Annotated in this window: 12 protein-coding genes, 1 tRNA gene and 1 pseudogene; 2 read left to right on the top strand and 12 right to left on the bottom strand. The window is 70.1% G+C overall.

Going from position 1 to position 14,453, the window contains the following annotated elements; genetic code table 11:
• Positions 1-2: 2 nt before the first annotated feature.
• Complete coding sequence (locus ITJ56_RS14015; protein ID WP_194631227.1) at positions 3-917, bottom strand: DMT family transporter; 915 nt, start codon at positions 915-917, stop codon at positions 3-5.
• Between the two features lie 39 nt (positions 918-956).
• Between ITJ56_RS14015 and def the strand changes: the two genes are divergently transcribed.
• On the top strand, positions 957-1,532 hold the full coding sequence (def, locus tag ITJ56_RS14010) for a peptide deformylase (RefSeq protein WP_194631226.1): 576 nt from the start codon (positions 957-959) through the stop codon (positions 1,530-1,532).
• A gap of 36 nt (positions 1,533-1,568) precedes the next feature.
• Here the strand turns inward: def and ITJ56_RS14005 are convergent, their stop codons facing one another.
• A complete protein-coding gene (locus tag ITJ56_RS14005; RefSeq protein ID WP_194631225.1) occupies positions 1,569-2,057 on the bottom strand; it encodes a hypothetical protein in 489 nt (162 codons plus the stop codon).
• Between the two features lie 51 nt (positions 2,058-2,108).
• On the opposite strand from ITJ56_RS14005, the gene ITJ56_RS14000 reads away from it, so the two are divergent.
• Positions 2,109-3,611 carry an ArnT family glycosyltransferase gene (locus ITJ56_RS14000; RefSeq protein WP_194631224.1) on the top strand — a complete coding sequence of 501 codons (1,503 nt, stop codon included), beginning with the start codon at positions 2,109-2,111 and terminating at the stop codon, positions 3,609-3,611.
• Positions 3,612-3,624: 13 nt separating this feature from the next.
• On the opposite strand, the gene ITJ56_RS13995 is transcribed toward ITJ56_RS14000, so the two are convergent.
• From ITJ56_RS13995 to ITJ56_RS13955, 10 genes and pseudogenes are all read right to left on the bottom strand, one after another.
• Positions 3,625-4,335, bottom strand: coding sequence for a pentapeptide repeat-containing protein (locus tag ITJ56_RS13995; RefSeq protein ID WP_194631223.1), 711 nt, complete (start codon positions 4,333-4,335; stop codon positions 3,625-3,627).
• Entirely contained in the window at positions 4,332-5,864 is a 1,533-nt protein-coding gene (locus tag ITJ56_RS13990) for a hypothetical protein (RefSeq protein ID WP_194631222.1), read from the bottom strand. The genes ITJ56_RS13995 and ITJ56_RS13990 overlap by 4 nt, the downstream gene beginning before the upstream one ends.
• Before the next feature lie 94 nt (positions 5,865-5,958).
• Positions 5,959-6,031: transfer RNA gene (locus tag ITJ56_RS13985), tRNA-Asn, on the bottom strand.
• Between the two features lie 115 nt (positions 6,032-6,146).
• Positions 6,147-7,157: a D-isomer specific 2-hydroxyacid dehydrogenase family protein gene (locus ITJ56_RS13980; RefSeq protein WP_323749819.1), complete on the bottom strand. Its 1,011-nt coding sequence runs from the start codon at positions 7,155-7,157 to the stop codon at positions 6,147-6,149.
• Positions 7,154-8,083 (bottom strand): ATP-binding cassette domain-containing protein, encoded by a 930-nt coding sequence (locus tag ITJ56_RS13975; protein ID WP_194631221.1) that lies wholly within the window; start codon positions 8,081-8,083, stop codon positions 7,154-7,156. Before ITJ56_RS13975 ends, ITJ56_RS13980 begins: the two co-directional genes overlap by 4 nt.
• Before the next feature lie 148 nt (positions 8,084-8,231).
• Entirely contained in the window at positions 8,232-9,929 is a 1,698-nt protein-coding gene (locus ITJ56_RS13970; protein ID WP_194631220.1) for an ABC transporter ATP-binding protein, read from the bottom strand.
• Positions 9,926-10,948 (bottom strand): ABC transporter permease, encoded by a 1,023-nt coding sequence (locus ITJ56_RS13965; RefSeq protein ID WP_194631219.1) that lies wholly within the window; start codon positions 10,946-10,948, stop codon positions 9,926-9,928. The genes ITJ56_RS13970 and ITJ56_RS13965 overlap by 4 nt, the downstream gene beginning before the upstream one ends.
• Before the next feature lie 2 nt (positions 10,949-10,950).
• Entirely contained in the window at positions 10,951-11,616 is a 666-nt protein-coding gene (locus ITJ56_RS19140; RefSeq protein WP_416354787.1) for an ABC transporter permease, read from the bottom strand.
• 183 nt (positions 11,617-11,799) lie between these two features.
• Positions 11,800-11,898: pseudogene (locus tag ITJ56_RS19135) on the bottom strand (hypothetical protein); the annotation flags it as partial.
• Positions 11,899-12,132: 234 nt separating this feature from the next.
• Complete coding sequence (locus ITJ56_RS13955) at positions 12,133-13,764, bottom strand: ABC transporter substrate-binding protein (protein WP_194631217.1); 1,632 nt, start codon at positions 13,762-13,764, stop codon at positions 12,133-12,135.
• Positions 13,765-14,453 lie beyond the last annotated feature (689 nt).

Below are 14,453 nucleotides of genomic sequence, written 5' to 3'. Positions count from 1 at the left end.
CGTCAGGACCGCGTCTGCGGGTGGTGCTTGGCGAGCAGGAACACCCCGGTGATCGCGATCCCGGCAGCGACCACGAACCCGGCGACCGCACCCCAGGGCGCCCCGGAGGCCTCGCCGAGCACGACCACACCGATCCCCACCGCGACGATCGGGTCGATCACCGTCAACCCCGCGATCACCAGGTCCGCCGAACCACTCGAGTACGCGTTCTGCACGAAGTACCCGCCCAACGACGCCGCCACGACCACCCCGAGGATCGCGAGCACCGTCAACCAGTCGAACGTGCCGTTCACGAACCGGTTCAGCACCACCTTCGCCAGCGTGGCCACGAACCCGTAGAGCACCCCCGCGCCCACGATGTAGTACAGCGCACTGCGGTGCTTCGCCATCAACCGGAAGGACACCAGCACCAGCGCCAGCACCACGGCCAGGATCACCAGCACGGTCACGAGCTGCTGCCGGGTGATCGCGCTCTCGTGCCCGACGAACGCCGCGATCCCGACGAAGATGCCGACACCGATGATGCACGTCCACACCGCCCGACGCGCACGACGACCCAGCGGCACACCCGACGACCTCGACGAGAACCACGTCGTGATGACGAGGGCGACGGCACCCAGCGGCTGCACGACGATGAGGGGCGCGAACGTGATGCTGATCAACTGCAGGACCACCGCGATGCCGAGCATGAGCGTGCCGAGCACCCAGGAGCCACTCGAGACGAGCCCGACCACGTGCCGGACGCTCAGCCCCTTCGACTGCCGACCGAGCCGCGCCTCGACCCGCTGCACCCCACGACTCTGGAACTGCGCCCCGAGCGACAGGAACACCGCACCCACCAGGGCGACGGGGATCATGAGCGCCTGGAACGGCGTGAGGTTGCTCACGGCGTCCGGCAGCTGGAGGTCCGTCGTCACGCGTCGAGGCTATCGTTCCCGGACGGATAACCTGGGTGAATGGCCGTTCTCCCGATCCGCATCACCGGTGAACCCGTCCTGCACCAGCCTGCAGCCGAGGTCGCCGCGTTCGATGACGACCTCCGGTCCCTCGTCGCCGACATGTTCGAGACCGTGGACCTGGCACCCGGTGTCGGGCTCGCCGGCCCGCAGGTCGGCGTGGGCAAGCGGCTCTTCGTGTACTCCTACACGGATGACGACGACGTCCTGCACCGGGGCGTCGCCGTGAACCCCGTGCTGTGGATCACTCCCCCGGTCCCCGAGTCGGTGGAGGAGCTCGACGAGGACGACGAGTCCGAGGGCTGCCTGTCGGTGCCCGGCGAACGCTTTCCGCTCCGCCGCTCCGAGGGCGCGCTGCTCCGCGCCGTCGACGAGCACGGCGCCCCGTTCGAGGTCGAGGCGCACGGCTGGCTCGCACGGATCTTCCAGCACGAGTACGACCACCTGGACGGCTGGCTGTACGCCGACCGCCTGGTGCACCCATACGGCAAGCAGGTCGCCAAGGCGATCCGCAAGAACAGCTGGGGCGGCCCGGGCCAGTCATGGCTGCCCGGTCGCGACCACCCCGAGGGCTGACGCTCGGTCCCGCGGCGCTCGGCCTGGAGGCCCGACTCAGCCCCGGTACGCCGCCAGCGCGTCGCGCAGGCGGTCGGTCTCCGGGTGCCCCGGGCAGTACCGCAGCAGCCCGGCCGCCAGGTGGGCCCGCCCGTCATCCTCCACCGCCGACGTCCACGGCTCGGTCCCACGCACCGCGCAGTCGCTGGCGAGCTCGGCCAGCGTCGCGTCCCCGCGGGCCGCGTCGACCGCGGCCTGCTGCTGCGACGAGGGCACCGTGCCGGTGAGCCGACGTGCGGTGCAGGCGGCGCGCTCGGCCTCCCACACGGCGGAGTAGGTCGTGTAGGTCGCCCGGTCCGCCCCGTCGCCGTCGCACACGAAGGCGAAGACCACCGGAGCAGCACCCGCGCCGATGCCGGTGTCGGAACTCCTCGGGTCTGCAGACGAGTCGGTGTCCGGGCCGACGCTACTGCACCCGGCGAGCACCGCCGTCACCGCGACGACGACGCCGACCAGCGCGACTCGGGGTGATCGGGAACGGTGCACCTGTGAACGCTAACAGCATCCGCTGCGCAGGACCCCACGTCGGCTCCTGCGATGATTGTGGAGCACCGCCCCGTCCTGGAGGTCCTCATCCCCCGCCTGCACTCCCGCCCCGTCCGCGCGACAGCCCTCGTGGTCGTCGCCGTGGCAGCCGTGTTCGTCGCCTACTGGCACCTCGGTCGGCCGACCATCGTGAACGACGAGTTCGTGTACCTGCGGGCGAGCTGGGCCTACGTGCACGGGAACTTCTCGCTCAACCTCGAGCACCCGCCACTCGCGAAGTACGTGTACGGCGTCGCGCAGCTGGTGGTGGGACAGGGGCCGCTCGGGCCGAGGCTGGTGGCCGCGACCGCGATGCTCGGCACCGGTGCCGTCCTGTTCCTCTGGCTGCGGCGCGAAGTCGGCTTCTGGACCGGGCTCACCGCGGCTGCGATGTGGTGGCTGACGCCGCGTGGTTCCGGCTCGACCTGGGCCGAGGCCGGATCGGTGATCGGTGTCCGCATCGACCGGTTCGCGATGCTCGAACCGCTCATGGTCTTCTTCGCCGTCGCCTCGCTCGCAGCAGCCTGGCAGTGGATCCGGACCGGCAACCGTTGGTGGGTCGCCGCCGCGGGCGCGCTGCTCGCACTGTCGGTGACGTCGAAGGTGTCGACCGCGGTGCTCGTGCTCGCCGTGGGCGCGCTCCCCCTGCTGTTCCGCCGTTGGCGCGACCTGGGGGTCGGTGCGCTGTACGGCGGCGTCGCCTTCGTGGTCGTGTTCGTGCTCGTCTACCTGCCGGTCGGGCTCTTCCGGGCCGTCGGGCAGATGCTCCGGTTCCAGGCGCAGCAGAACGCCCACGGACACCCGACGACCATCCTCGGCACGATCTACCCAGCAGCGCCGTGGTGGGCGAACTTCGCGTTCCTCGCCGACGGCACGGGCTGGTTGCTGCTCACCGTCCTGACGATCGGGGTGGTCGCAGCCCTCGTCATCCGCCCGGACCGTCTCGTCGCGTACCTCGGCATCGCCCTCGGGGTCTTCCTCCTCTTCTACGTCGTCGTCGCCAACGTCTCGCTGCCCTACTACTACGACGCCTGGATGCCGTTCATCATCTCGTTGGCGGCGATCGGGTACGGGCGACTGGTGACCGTCCGGCCGCCGGTCGGTCGCGTCACGGCAGCGGTGCTCGTCGCTGCGCTGCTCATCCCCGTCGTACGAATCGGTGTCGCCGTCGTGCAGACGAGGCCCAGCGGGATTGCTCTGCTGTCGGACGCTCTGAAGGTCCGTGGACACGACTCCGAAGGCGTCCTCTTCAGCCAGTTCAGCGCCAACACCTGGCGCATCTACTTCGGCGACCGTGGCTCCATGCGTCCCGAGAACGGACCGTTCGACGCCGTCGTCGTGGGCGCGGACGCGCGGCGAACCATGCCCGAACAGGTTCGAACGTTCCTCGACGAACACGCTGCGGAACTCCAGCACTTCCGGCTCGACTACCTCGACGTCTACGTACCGCGACAGGGCATCATCGAGGACAACAACCGGGACGGCACGCTCAGGATCGAGCCCAGCGGTCCCTGACCGTGTCCGAGCGTCAGCCCTCCGGTCCTGCGACGACGACGTCCACCGGTGCCTCGAGCCGACCGCCGTGCCGTGCATCCGTACGGAGCTGGCACCGCACGGTCGTGGTGCCGACCGCCGCGGTGACCACACGGTCGCTGCAGTTCGGAGACGTCAGTCCGAGTGGCAGTTCGAGTCGGAGCGCCACCCGGACTGCTCCGCCGTCGGCACTCCGGACCGAGAGCGCCCCGGGTTCCAGTGCCGTGCCTCGGACGCTCATCTGCTCGATCCGAGCACCGGACAGGTCGGCACCGGAGACGTGTGCACCGTCGATGCGGGCGGAGGAGAGATCAGCGTCCGTCAGCCGAGCACCGCGCAGGTCAGCGCCGCGCAGATCAGCGGCGTGCAGATCGGCCTCCCGGAGGTCCGCGCCGCGCAGGTCGGTCGCGCGCAGGTCGGATCCGAAGAACACCGTCTCGGAGAGGTCCGCACCACGGAGGTCAGCACCTCGCAGTCTCGCGAGCCGGAGGTCGGCCGTCGAGAGATCGACCGATGAGAGGTCGGCTCCGGGGCATGACGTCGCCGCCGCCGGGCTCGGCTCGGACACCACCGCACAACCGTCGACGTCGTGGCTCGCACCGCCGTCGTCGCCCGGCCTGAGGAACGCTGCGACGCCGATGACCACGACGAAGGCGGCTGAGGCGACTCCGACGGCCACGTCACGGGCGCGACGCGACGCGCTCATGACTCGACTCCGGTCAGCCACCTCGGCAGGACGTCGAGCCCCCACCCGGAGTACCACGCGGCGGAGTGAGCGTGAGGGAAGAACGCGCTCACCGGGTTGTACAACACGAAGAGCGCGGCGAGCACCACACCGACCACGGCCATCGCGACGGATCGCGCTCGCGGTCGGAGACGTCGGAGCCACGTCCGGATGCCGACCAGGACGACCACCACGGCCAACGGCATCGCTGGCAACAGGTAGCGGCCGGAGAACGCGTACGACTCCCCCAGGTTGACCATCGTGGCGGCGTTGAAGCAGAGGACGGCGAACGTGTAGGTCGCCGCGACCGCGGCGCACCAGGCGAGCGCCGCATCGCGCAGGAGCCGTCGGGCCTGCGTCAGCGCGATCCCGCTCGCGAGGACCGCGCTCGAGGCCCCGAACACGACGACCGCCGGGTTCGGACGCCACGGGAACGAGGCGCCCCAGAAGAAGAACAGTGACTGGAAGTAGATCGTCAACCACGACCACAGGAAGGACAGCGGCGCGAAAGCCGGCAGCGCTCCGTTCACCTCGGCAAGGTCGCGCGCACGAGAAGCGGCGTAGTTCCGGCGGAAGATCGCGTGGTCCATGCAATCGGCACGACTGTGCAGGGCAGTGCAAGCGGGGTTCACAGCGTGGAACTGCAACAGGTTCAGACCGAAGCGCTCGACGGCGAGAGCGGTCAGCACACCGCCGATCACGAGCAGCACGATCGACTGCCCGGGTCGCGCGCGGACGCCCTCCACGGCACGCTGCACCGGGTGCCGCAACCACGACCAGCCGTCGGCGCGGTAGCGGAGCAGGACCGCGAAGAACCCTCCCGCGAGCACGAACGGCGCCTGCGAGTACTTCATGAGCAGGGCGAACACCGCTGCGACGGCCATCCAAGCCAGCGTGCGGAGCCCACCGCCGCGGACGAACCGGACCGCGACCGCGGCGAACACGAAGAGCGCTGCCATCGCCGGGGCGTCGTAGCTCACCGACGCGGCCTGCCAGGCGAACCGCCCGGTGAACGCCGTCGCGACGATCGCGAGCAGCCCGATCGACGCTGGGACGTGAGCGTTCCGGAACAGCGACCGCAGCGCGATGAGTCCCGACGCCGCCCAGAGCACGTCCACGGCACGGAGAACGAAGACGACTTGCTCGTAGTCGAGCCCGAGTGCGAGTGCTCCGCGCGCGGGGAACGACATCAGGTAGTGGTACAGGTACAGCGGCGACCGGACGAGCTCGCCCATCCAGAGCTGCGACGGGTCCACATGCTGCAGGTAGGGGCCGGCGAGCAGGGGCCGCTCGGCGTAGAGCAGGATGTTCCAGACGTGCCCACGCTCATCCGGGGCGGCGGCGACGTGGACGTGGAAGATCCCTGCGAAACCGAGACCCATCACGGTGAAGACAGCCAGGACGACCACGAAGGCCACTCGCGACGAGAGGGCACTGTCCACGGTGTGCAGCACGGGTCGAGGTCCGCTGCGCTCTGGGCGTCCGTGCACGGACTCCCCGGTGATCGTCATGACGGAACGATCGTACAGGGAGCGCCAGCTGCGACAGCCACGACCACGGCTGGAAACAAAAGGTCCCCACCCCCGAAGGGATGAGGACCTGTCGCTCCCCGAGTTGGACTCGAACCAACAACCTGCCGGTTAACAGCCGGCTGCTCTGCCAATTGAGCTATCGAGGATCACTGTCCGCGGGCGAATGACGTGCGAACAACGGGTACCAGCATAGCAGCACCCTGAGGCCCCTCACCGCATCGGACACGCCGCCCGGGCGCGCCGCACGACGAGGACCTCGCGTCAGTAGCCGGCGACCGGGTCCACGACGCCCACGAAGCCCTCGCCGGTGCCGTCGAGGAACGCCGTGGTGTTCAACCGGACGCGCTCGGCGAGCAGCGGCGCGACCATCTCCGGGGTGTCCGCCTGGTGCGGCGTGATGACCGCTCCGGGCTCGGACCACAGCGGGTGGCCGTCGGGGAGCGGCTCCGGGTCGGTGACGTCGAGCCCCGCCGCCGCGATCTCGCCGGATCGCAGTGCGGCGACCAGGGCGTCGGTGTCCACGAGTCCCCCGCGGGCGATGTTCACGAGCCGCGCGGACGGCTTCATCATCCGGAACTGCCGCTCGCCGAACAGCTTCGCGGTACCCGAGGTCATGGCAGCGGCGATCATCACGACGTCGGCGTCGGGCAGGACCGCGTCGAGCTCGTCGGTCGTGACGGTGCGCGCGGCACCGGGCACCGGGTCGGCCGACCGCCGCACGACGGTGACGTCGACGTCGAACGGCGCGAGCAGGCGGAGGTACTCGAGGGCGATGCCACCGGCGCCGATCACGACGACGTTCCGCCCGTACAGGGACACGCCCTCTGGCTCGGTGGCCCACGACGATGCACGAGCGCGCTTCTGCAGGACCCGGAGCGTGCCGAGCGTGAGCGCCAGCGCGTGCTCGGCGACGGGCTCGGCGTAGGCGCCCTTGGCGGAGGTGAAGAGCACCCGGTCGCCATGCTCCTGGATCAGGTGGGCGAAGGCGTCGACGCCGGCGAAGGGCAGCTGGACCCAGCCGACCCCGGGCGCGGCGTCGAGGGCGTCGGCGAGACCGGACGGGTCGTGCGCGTCGAGCCACACGACGCCGCGGGTGTCGGCGTCCAGCGGAGCGACGGTGCCACCGGCCTCGGTGACCGCGGTGACGTGCAGGTCGGTCGGTTCGGGCAGCACGGCCACCGGGCCGGCCTGCGGCGGAGCGATCGGCAGCGGCGCCCCGGTCGTGGGGACGACGGCGCGGTGTCCACGCTGGCCGGGGGTCGTGGTGCTCACAGGCTCTCCTGCCGATCGGTGCGGGGCCCGGTGCCGGCGGCGACCGGACGGCGCGGCGCCGACGACCGACGGGCGGTGCTCGGCGCCGTGCGGCGCTTCACCCCGCGCGCCGCGGTCGACGCGAGGGTCTTCACGTAGGGGTCGACGGGGTTGTCGAGGACCTCGTCGAAGGTTCCGAGCCCGACCAGGCGGGCGTCGGACATCACGGCCACGCGGTCGGCCAGGGCACGGGCCTCACGCAGGTCGCTCGACACGACGACGGCGGAGAACTGGCGTCCACGCTGCAGGGTCGCCAGGGCCTCGAGCACGGACTGCCGCACGAGCACGTCGACCCCGCGCGCCGGTTCGTCCGCGACGAGCAGCTGCGGTTCGAGCACGAGCGCCTTCGCCAGGGCGACGCGCTGCCGCTGCCCGCTCGACAGCTCCCAGGTGTTCAGACGCATCACGCCGAGCGGCAGGTGCACGGCGTCGAGCAGGCGGGCGACGATGAGGCCGGCCTCCTTGCGGTCGAACCGGCGGTCGCGTGCGTAGATGGGTTCGGCGACGGCCTCGCCGACGGTGAGGTCCGGGCTGAGGCGGTCCGCGCCGTCCTGCGGCAGGTAGCCGATGCGCCCGCTCAGGCGTTCGAGCTTGCGGGACGACGGGCGGAGCCCGCGGGTCTTCTGCCCGAGCACCGTGAGCTCGCCGCCGACGATGTGACGGCGCAGGGCCCCCTCGCCCTCACCGTGCGAACCGAGCTGGCCCGCGAGGGCCGCGGCGAACGTGGATTTGCCCGACCCCGACTCGCCGAGCAGCGCGAGGATCTCCCCCTGCCGGACGGTGAGGCTCACGCCGTCGACGGCCCGGATGGACTCGCCCCCGCGTCCGCCCCGGTACTCGATCGACACGTCGTCCGCGACGACCGCCGGTCCGTTGACCGCGATCATGGGTCCCCTTCCACGCCGCCCCCTGGCGGCGGTTCGCGACGGACCGCCCTGGCAGGCCCGTCGTGCGTGCAGCAGTGGAGACGACCGCCCTGGAGGCCCGGCGTGCGTCGTCGACGCTGGCCGGGCTTCCAGGGCGGGTCACGTCGGGTCAGGACCCGGCGTGCTCCAGTCGCTCCAGCGTACGCCGTCGCTCCGCCTGCTCCGCTGGGTCCGGCACCGGCAGGGACGCCAGCAGGCGCTGCGTGTACGGGTGCTGCGGCGAGCCGAGCACCTGCGCCGTCGTGCCCGTCTCGACCAGGTCGCCGCGGTAGAGCACGGCGATCCGGTCGGACAGCGCGCCCACGACCGCGAGGTCGTGGCTGATGAACAGCGACGCGAACCCGAGGTCCTGCTGCAGCTCGAGGAACAGCTCGAGCACCCGTGCCTGCACCGAGACGTCGAGTGCACTCGTCGGCTCGTCGGCGATGAGCAGCTTCGGCCGGAGCGCGAGCGACCGGGCGAGCGACGCCCGCTGGCGCTGCCCACCGGAGAGCTCGTGCGGGTACCGGTCGCCGTACGCCTTCGGCAGCTGGACCGCCTCGAGGAGCTCGTCGACGCGCTTGCGCGCCGCCCGCGGGCTCGACACAACCCTGTGCACCACCAGCGGCTCGGCGACGCACTCGGCGATCGTCAGCAGCGGGTTGAACGAGGTCGCGGGGTCCTGGAACACGAACCCGATGTCCTTGCGCAGGTGCTTGAAGTCGCGCTCCCGGTACCCGAGCATCTCGGCACCGAGGACCTTCAGCGAGCCGCCGGTGACCTTCGTCAGGCCGGCCATCGCGCGGCCGATCGTGGTCTTGCCGGAGCCGGACTCCCCCACCAGACCGAGGACCTCGCCCGGACGGATCGCCAGGTCGACGCCCTTGACCGCCTTGAAAGCGGGCGAGCCGAGGCGGCCCGGGTACTCGATCTCGAGTCCCTTCGCTTCGACGAGCGGTGTGACGTCCTCGCTGATCGCGGCGCGCCGGGCGACACCAGTCGACGCCTCGAGCCGGGGCACCGCGGCGAGCAGGCGCTTCGTGTAGTCGGCCTGCGGCCGTGCGAACAGGTCCGTGGCCGTCGCCTCCTCCACGATCTCGCCCTGGTACATCACGGCGACGCGGTCGGCCAGGTCGGCGACGACCCCCATGTTGTGCGTGATGACGACGATCGCCGTGCCGAACTCGTCACGGCAGCGGCGCAGCAGGTCGAGGATCTCGGCCTGCACCGTCACGTCGAGGGCGGTCGTCGGCTCGTCGGCGATGATCACCGCCGGTTCGAGGGCCAGGGCGCTCGCGATGACGACACGCTGCTTCTGCCCACCGGAGAACTGGTGCGGGTAGTGGTCGACGCGGGTCTCGGGGTCGGGGATGCCGACGCGGCCGAGGTAGTCGATGGCCTTCGCCCGCGCCTCCTTCTTCGACACGCCGCCGTGGGCGCGGAGCCCCTCGGCGATCTGCCAGCCGACGGTGAAGACCGGGTTGAGCGCGGTCGAGGGCTCCTGGAACACCATCGCACCGGCGGTCCCGCGCAGTTCGCGGAGCTTCTGCGACCCGACGGACACGACGTCGGTGCCGTCGAGCAGCACCGCGCCGCCGAGCGTCGCCGTCTCGGGCATCAGCCGGAGCATGCTGCGGGCCGTGACGGACTTGCCGGAGCCGGACTCGCCGACCAGGGCGAGGACCTCGCCCGGGCGGACGTCGAGGCTGACGCCCTTCACGGCGTCGACGGCGCCGCCGTCGGTCGCGAAGGTGACCGTGAGGTCGTCCACGACGACGACGGGTTCGGTGGTGGTGTCGCCCGGTTGCAGGCGGGTGGTCGGGGTCATGCGCCCGTCCCTTCCGTGCTGGTCGAGCCCTCGGCGTCGCGCTTCGTGCGTTCGTCGCGCGTCGACACGAGCTGCTTCAGTCGTCGGCGCGCGCGGAGTCGGGGGTCGGAGATGTCGTTCAGGCTCTCGCCGATGAAGGTCACGCCGAGCACGAGCACCACGATCGCGACACCCGGGTAGACACCGGTCCACCAGACACCGCTCGCGACGTCGGAGAGCGCGCGGCTGAGGTCGTAGCCCCACTCGGCGCCGGAGGTCGGGCCGATGCCGAACCCGAGGAACCCGAGGCCCGCCAGGGTCAGGATCGCGTCGCTGGCGTTCAGCGTGAGGATGAGCGGCAGGGAGCGCGTCGAGTTCCGGAGCACGTGCCGCGTCATGATGCGCCACGGGTTCGTGCCCATCACGCGCGCTGACTCGACGAACGCGTCGTTCTTCAGCCGGACGGCCTCGGCACGGACCACGCGGAAGTACTGCGGCACGTAGACGACGGTGATCGAGATCGCCGCCGCGATGATGCCGCCCGAGTAACTCGAGTTGCCGCCGGAGATCACGATCGACACGACGATCGCCAGCAGCAGCGACGGGAACGCGTAGATCGCGTCCGCCACGACCACGAGGATCCGGTCGAGCCAACCGCCGAGGTAGCCGGAGACCAGGCCGAGCAGGACACCGACGATGATCGAGACGATCACCGCGACGATGACGACGAGCACGGCGGTGCGGGCGCCGTAGAGCACGCGGCTGAAGACGTCGAAGCCGCCGACCGTGGTGCCCCAGATGTGCTCGGCACTCGGTTCGCCGGTGCGCGGGAAGCTCTCGCCGTCCGCGCCCTGCAACTGGCCGAAGCCGTACGGGGCGAGGAGCGGGGCGAACACCGCGATGAGCAGGTAGAGGGCGCAGATGACCACGCCGACGATGAGCATGGCGCGCTGCCAGCCGGTGCTCCGACGGAGCTGGACCACCACGGGGAGCCGCTTCCAGAGCGGCTCGTGGCGGTCGACGAGGGTGGTGTCGACCATCGTCAGAACCTCACTCTCGGGTCGATCAGTGCGGCGACGACGTCGACGATGAAGTTCGTCACCGCGACGATCACCGCGAGCATCGCGACGATGCCCTGCACCGCGACGAAGTCACGGGCCGACAGGTACTGGTTGAGTTCGAAGCCCAGGCCGCGCCACCCGAAGGTCGTCTCGGTGAGCACCGAGCCGCCCAGGAGCATCGCGATCTGCAGGCCCATGACGGTGATGATCGGCACGAGCGCCGGACGGAACGCGTGGGTGCGGACGAGCCGGGATTCCCGGACGCCGCGCGACCGGGCCGCGTCGACGTACTCGGAGCCGAGCGAGCCGATCATGTTCGCGCGCACCAGGCGGAGGAAGATACCGGCGGTGAGCAGCCCGAGCGTCAGCGCGGGCAGGACGGCGTGCTGGAGCACGTTGCCGATCACCTGGGCGTTACCGGTGCGCAGCGCGTCGACGATGTAGATCCCGCTCGCCCCCGGGATGTTGTCGAGGATCAGCGAGACCCGCGTCGAGGCGCGGTCCCCGAGCGGCAGCCAGTCGAGCCACACCGAGAACACGAGCTTGAGCAGCAGACCGCCGAAGAACACCGGGGTGGCGTAGGTCAGGATCGCCAGCGCGCGGAGCAGCACGTCCGGCCACTTGTCGCGCGTGTAGGCAGCCAGCATTCCGAGCGGGATGCCGAGCACGAGGGCGACGATGAGCGCGTAGAACACGAGCTCCGCGGTCGCGCCGCCGTACTGCACGATGATCTCGGTGATCGGACGGTTGTCCGTCGTGGCGGTCCCGAAGTCACCGCGCAGGATGTTGCCGAGGTACTCGAAGTACTGCACGAGGACAGGGCGGTCGTACCCGGCGGCGTGCAGGCGTTCCTGCAGCTGGCTCGGGGTCAGACGGCCGCCGACGGACGCGGTGATCGGGTTCCCGATGACGCGCATCAGGAAGAACACGAGCGTCACCAGGATGAAGACGGTCGGGATGATGAGGAGGAACCTGACGAGGATGTACCGACCGAGTCCGCCGCCACCGCCGCCGGCACGTCGCTGTGCCTGGGGCTTGGTGGGTTCGGTCTCGATCGCCTCGGGGGTGCTGAGGGTCACGGGGTGGGTGCCTTTCGTCGCCGTTGCACAGGCACGCGGGCGTTCCTCGTGGGAACGCCCGCGGCCTGCACGTGGGGCTTGGTGCTACTTGCTGAGGGTGCCGTACCGGAACTTGAACGAGGCGTCGAGGGTCAGACCCTTGACGTCCTTGCCGGCGACCGCGACGGACTTGCCCTGCAGCAGCGGCAGCGTCGAGATCTGCGTGGCTTCGCGCTCCTGGGCCTGCTCGATCAGGTCAGCGCGCTTGTCCGGGTCGGACTCGGCCTGCTCCTTCGCGATGAGGTCCTGGATCTCGGGGTCGTCGTAGTGGTTCTGGACGAAGTTCTCCTTGGTGAAGAACGGCGACAGGTAGTTGTCGGCGTCGGAGAAGTCCGGGAACCAACCGAGCTGGTAGACCGGGTAGGCGTCCTTGGTGCGCTCCTGGGCGTAGGTCGTGTAGACCGTCGACTGGATGTTGACGGTGAACAGGCCGGAGTCCTCGAGCTGCTGCTTCAGGAGCGCGTACTCGTCGTCCGAGGCCGAACCGTAGTGGTCGGGCGCGTACTGGATGTCGAGCTCCACCTTGCCGGAGACACCGGCGTCCGACAGCGTCTTCTTCGCCTTGGAGACGTCCGGCCCGCCGTCGCCGTCGCCGTACATCTCCTTGAACGGCTGGACCGCGCCGGTCAGGCCGTCCGGCACCATCGAGTACAGCGGCGTGAAGGTGTCGTTGTAGACCTCCTTCGCGATCTGCGCGCGGTCGACCACGTCGGCTGCCGCCTGGCGCACGGCGAGGGCCTTCGCCTCGTCGGCGTCGTCCTGGCCGGTGCCGTAGGGCTGGGTCGTGAAGTTGAAGACCACGTAGCGGATCTCGCCGCCGGGACCGTCGGTGACCGTGAGGTCGTCGTCCTTGCGCAGGTCCGAGATGTCGGTCGGCGTCAGCGAGCGGTACGCCACGTCGACGTCGCCCTTCTGCACGGCGAGCTTGAGGTCGGTCTCCTTGGTGTAGTAGTTGGCCGTCACCTCGTCGGTCTTCGCCTTGTCGAGCACACCGTCGTACTTCGGGTTCACCTTGTACTGGACCAGCTGGTTCTCCTTGTAGGAGCTGATCTGGTACTGCCCGGCGAACGCCTTGCCCTTGACGATGTCCTCGGCGCTGGTGAGCTCCGTGGGCGAGAACACGTCCTCGTCGACGATCGGGCCTGCGGGGCTCGAGAGCACCTGCGGCCAGGTCTGGTCGGCGTGGTCGAGGTTGAACACCACGGTGGTGTCGTCCGGGGTGTCGATGCTCTTGAGGTTGGCCAGCAACGACTGCGGACCGTTCTCGTTGTTGATCTTCAGTTCACGGTCGAACGAGAACTTCACGTCGCTGGACGTGAGCTTGTTGCCGTTCGCGAACTCGAGCCCGTCCTTGAGGGTGACCTCGTAGGTGGTCGGGTCCGTGAACTCCGCCTTCGCGGCGATGTCCGGCTCGACGTCCGGGCTGCCCACGGGCGTGTTCATCAGGAACGGGAACACCTGGTTCTGCACGGCGAAGGAGCCGTTGTCGTAGGAGCCTGCCGGGTCGAGGGACGTCACCTTGTCCGTCGTCCCGATGCTCAGGCCGTCCAGTTCGGTGTCACTCACGCTGCTGCTCGCGCAGCCGGTCAGCACCAGCGCCGTCGCTGCTGCACCGGCGCCGAGCGCGATGCCGCGCGTGCCCCACTTGCCTGTGTGCTTCTTGAACACGGATGCCATGTTCGATGCCTCTCTTGAAGATGAATGCAAGGACCCTGAGCCGGAGGGTGGAACGTCTGTGTGCCCGGCCAGGAACGCTCATTGGTACCACCCTGTCACGGAACTGAACGAACTGAGGGCGATTTGTTTACACCGCTGTAATGCACGCACCAGTCGTATGTTGCATGATTCCGCCGCTGATGAGCGGCGCGTCACGCACGAATGTTGCGTGGCGCAACCTGGGCGTCCACGGCTCGTTCCCGCCCGTGCCCGCCGAGAGCGCCCGAACTGCCGTCCGACAGCACGCCGGGCGACGGTTCGTGGGACCCCGGCGACACGCACGCGGCGCGTCGTGCGACCTCGCGCGCCCGGCCTGGAGGCCCGCCCCGCGTCCGCCCCACGCCTCGCCCCCGCCGACCGGTCATGACACACCGCCCGCCCCACCCCGCGCGGTCACGTCCCGTCGGCCGGACCTCGGCCAACCGACACCCTGCGACCACTCGACGCCCCACAGGCGACACGTCACGACCGCTCACGGACCGCCGAGGTCGCACGAGCTGCCGCTCGCCGCCCCATCGGGCGGCAGTTCGTGCGACCTCGGCGAGGCGCACGTCGGGAGCGTCGGGAGCGTCGGCTAGGTGTACTGCCCAGGGACGTTGGTTGAGCTGCGACGACTCGCTGTAGTCGTTGGGATGTGAGAAGGACCTCCT

This window comes from Curtobacterium sp. VKM Ac-1376 (genome assembly GCF_015351025.1).
Taxonomy (GTDB): domain Bacteria; phylum Actinomycetota; class Actinomycetes; order Actinomycetales; family Microbacteriaceae; genus Curtobacterium.
Note: the sequence above shows the minus strand (reverse complement) of the source record. Positions and strands in the feature narration are given on the sequence as shown.

Bases quoted from the DNA above. Each gene is read 5' to 3' on its own strand.
- ITJ56_RS13955 (WP_194631217.1), bottom strand. From the start codon at position 13,764: ATGGCATCCGTGTTCAAGAAGCACACAGGCAAGTGGGGCACGCGCGGC.
- def (WP_194631226.1), top strand. From the start codon at position 957: ATGGCCGTTCTCCCGATCCGCATCACCGGTGAACCCGTCCTGCACCAG.
- ITJ56_RS13975 (WP_194631221.1), bottom strand. From the start codon at position 8,083: ATGATCGCGGTCAACGGACCGGCGGTCGTCGCGGACGACGTGTCGATC.
- ITJ56_RS13990 (WP_194631222.1), bottom strand. From the start codon at position 5,864: ATGACGATCACCGGGGAGTCCGTGCACGGACGCCCAGAGCGCAGCGGA.
- ITJ56_RS19140 (WP_416354787.1), bottom strand. From the start codon at position 11,616: ATGCTGGCTGCCTACACGCGCGACAAGTGGCCGGACGTGCTGCTCCGC.
- ITJ56_RS13970 (WP_194631220.1), bottom strand. From the start codon at position 9,929: ATGACCCCGACCACCCGCCTGCAACCGGGCGACACCACCACCGAACCC.
- ITJ56_RS13995 (WP_194631223.1), bottom strand. From the start codon at position 4,335: ATGAGCGCGTCGCGTCGCGCCCGTGACGTGGCCGTCGGAGTCGCCTCA.
- ITJ56_RS14000 (WP_194631224.1), top strand. From the start codon at position 2,109: ATGATTGTGGAGCACCGCCCCGTCCTGGAGGTCCTCATCCCCCGCCTG.
- ITJ56_RS13965 (WP_194631219.1), bottom strand. From the start codon at position 10,948: ATGGTCGACACCACCCTCGTCGACCGCCACGAGCCGCTCTGGAAGCGG.